Annotated in this window: 4 protein-coding genes; 2 read left to right on the forward strand and 2 right to left on the reverse strand. The window is 71.8% G+C overall.

The window, feature by feature from the left end:
* Positions 1-106: 106 nt before the first annotated feature.
* The gene (gene rpmF, locus QH290_RS15935) at positions 107-307 is read right to left on the reverse strand and encodes a 50S ribosomal protein L32 (protein WP_280267079.1); all 201 of its coding nucleotides are present in this window, start codon (positions 305-307) and stop codon (positions 107-109) included.
* Positions 308-613: 306 nt separating this feature from the next.
* On the opposite strand from rpmF, the gene QH290_RS15940 reads away from it, so the two are divergent.
* Positions 614-1,396: an alpha/beta hydrolase gene (locus QH290_RS15940; protein WP_280267078.1), complete on the forward strand. Its 783-nt coding sequence runs from the start codon at positions 614-616 to the stop codon at positions 1,394-1,396.
* On the opposite strand, the gene QH290_RS15945 is transcribed toward QH290_RS15940, so the two are convergent.
* Positions 1,371-1,931: a GNAT family N-acetyltransferase gene (locus QH290_RS15945; RefSeq protein WP_280383623.1), complete on the reverse strand. Its 561-nt coding sequence runs from the start codon at positions 1,929-1,931 to the stop codon at positions 1,371-1,373. The two genes, QH290_RS15940 and QH290_RS15945, sit on opposite strands and share 26 nt — an antisense overlap.
* A gap of 125 nt (positions 1,932-2,056) precedes the next feature.
* Here QH290_RS15945 and QH290_RS15950 point away from each other — a divergent pair.
* Positions 2,057-2,298 (forward strand): hypothetical protein (locus QH290_RS15950; RefSeq protein ID WP_425303610.1); only part of this gene is annotated, 242 nt, incomplete at its 3' end.

A 2,298-nucleotide genomic window follows, 5' to 3' on the forward strand; every position in this document is an offset into this window, starting at 1 on the left:
CCCCACCCCGGCCCGGGGGGGGGGCCCCCCCCCCGCGGCGCGGGGGGGGGGGGCGCGGCGGCCCCGCCCCCGGCCCCCCCGCGGCCGGTCCCGGCCCACGGCGAACTCAGTCGCGATTACGTGGCCGCAGCACCTGGCGACCTCGATACTGGCCGCAGTCCGGGCAGACGACCTGCCGGGGCTTGACCGCGCCGCAGGCCGGATTGGGGCAGCGCGTCAGCTGCGGTGTCGCGGCCTTCGCGAACCACTGCGCGCGGTGGGATCGGACGTTGGCCCGCGACTTCTTCCGGAACATGGAACTGGACATGGGTTTCCTTCCCGTCGTTTCCGCTGGTGAGATGCGGACGGGGCGGGCGGATCCCGCCCCACGTCGGGGCGGATGACCAGGGCGAGAAGGGCGGACCGCAGGGTTGCTGCACGCACGGGGATACCTCGGAATGGTTGTCGGGCGGGGTATGCCGAATGCCCCGGCCGTGGCGTGCGGCCGGGTACGGAGCGGGACAGCTAGGACGCGGTGGGCGCCTCGGAAGCCTCGACAGCCATACGGGCACGGTAGCCGCGGCGCGGGCGGGGATTCAAACGGTTTTCCCCGGCTCGAGGTAAGAAAGAGTCCATGCGACATCCCGCTACCCCGATTCTCAACGCGCTGACGTTCATGCCCGAGCGGCGCATCGCGGTGACACCGGCGGACGTCGGCCTGGCGTATGAGGACCTGTACTTCACGGCCGCGGACGGCATCCGGGTGAACGGGTGGTTCGTGCGGGCGGACAAGCCGATCGGGCACATCCTGTTCGCGCACGGCAATGCGGGCAATATCGGCGATCGGTCGCCGGTGCTGGCGATGCTGGCGGCGGCCGGGTTCGATGTGCTGGTCTTCGACTACCGCGGGTACGGGCGCAGCGAGGGGAGTCCGGGCGAGCACGGCAGCTACCTGGATGCGCGCGCGGCGCGGCAGGCGCTGCTGGAGCGGCCGGGCGTCGATCCCGAGCGGGTGTTGTACCTGGGCAAGTCGCTCGGTGGTGCCGTGATGATCGAGCTGGCCACCGAATTCCCGCCCGCCGGAATGGTTCTCATGTCCACCTTCACCGGCCTGCGCGCCGCGGCCACGGCGGTATACCCGTTCCTGCCCAAACCCTTTGTGCCGAACGCGTTCCCGAGCCTGCGCCGCATCCGTTCGGTGCACGCGCCGGTACTGATCATGCACGGCGACAACGACGAACTGCTGCCGGTGGAGATGGGCCGCGCGCTGTACGCGGCGGCCCCGGGGCCCAAGCAGCTGAAGATCTATCCCGGCGCGGGCCACAACGACCTGATCATGATCCCGGGATGGACGGGAGTCATCGCGACCTGGGCCCGCGGCGTACTGGCGCCTACGCCCACGGCCGCAGGCGAGTAGTCTCCCCGCTGGCCCCGGCCCTGCCGAAGCGACGGCGCGTGCGGAACCACCGTTCGGTGCCGTCACCGGACTCCGCCGGTGACCGTTCGAAACCGGCCCGCTCGAGCACACGGATCGACGCCGGGTTGGTCAGCTCCACATTCGCGTAGACCACGCGGACCCGAGGGTCGGTGAACGCGAATGCCGTGAGCAGGCTTGCCGCCTCGCTGGCGTACCCGCGCCCGCGGCGGGACGGCACCGTTCCGTAACCGATTTCGAGTGCGCCGTCGTTGGGCGGCCAGAACAGGCCGATGGACCCCACCACCAGGCCGCTGTCGCGTTCGACGATCAGGCGATGGCCGTATTCGCCTGTCCAGTGCGGGTTTTCGGTGAGCAGGCCCGCGATGACGCGATCGCCGTCGGCGGGGAAGTCCGCGGCCCATTCGGCCCGGCGAGGACCGCCGCGGACAGCATCGATGTCGGCGGCCGTCCAGCGGCGCAGCAGCAGGCGGTCGCCGACCGGATCGGCGGTGTTGGGCGGGAAATGAGAAGACATGTGCGAATCTCCGGATCGTGGGGGAGGAGGGCATGCGGAATAGAGCCGGTGACGGCCATATTCATCAACCTCCTCGATCCGGGGACTCGGGGGAATGGTAGCAATGTGCTGCGTAGCCTGGATTCATGTCGGATACCAGTGATATGGCGGCGTTGCTCGCCGCGCTGACGGACGAGGACCTGCTGGCGGTCGTGGTGACCGCGACCACGGGGCGCCCGGGGCTCGAACAGCTTCGGCTGGTGGCCGCCGAACTCTCGGCGGGGGGGGGGGGGGGGGGGGGCGCGCCCCCCGGGGGGGGGGGGGCCCCCCCCCCCCCCCCCCCGCCGGGGCGGGGGGGGGGGGGGGGGGGGGGGGGGGCGGGGGGGCG

The organism is Nocardia wallacei (genome assembly GCF_029869545.1).
GTDB classification, from domain to species: Bacteria; Actinomycetota; Actinomycetes; order Mycobacteriales; family Mycobacteriaceae; genus Nocardia; species Nocardia wallacei_A.

Coding starts and splice junctions, on each gene's coding strand:
- QH290_RS15945 (WP_280383623.1), bottom strand. CDS start 1,931: ATGTCTTCTCATTTCCCGCCCAACACCGCCGATCCGGTCGGCGACCGC.
- rpmF (WP_280267079.1), bottom strand. CDS start 307: ATGTCCAGTTCCATGTTCCGGAAGAAGTCGCGGGCCAACGTCCGATCC.
- QH290_RS15940 (WP_280267078.1), top strand. CDS start 614: ATGCGACATCCCGCTACCCCGATTCTCAACGCGCTGACGTTCATGCCC.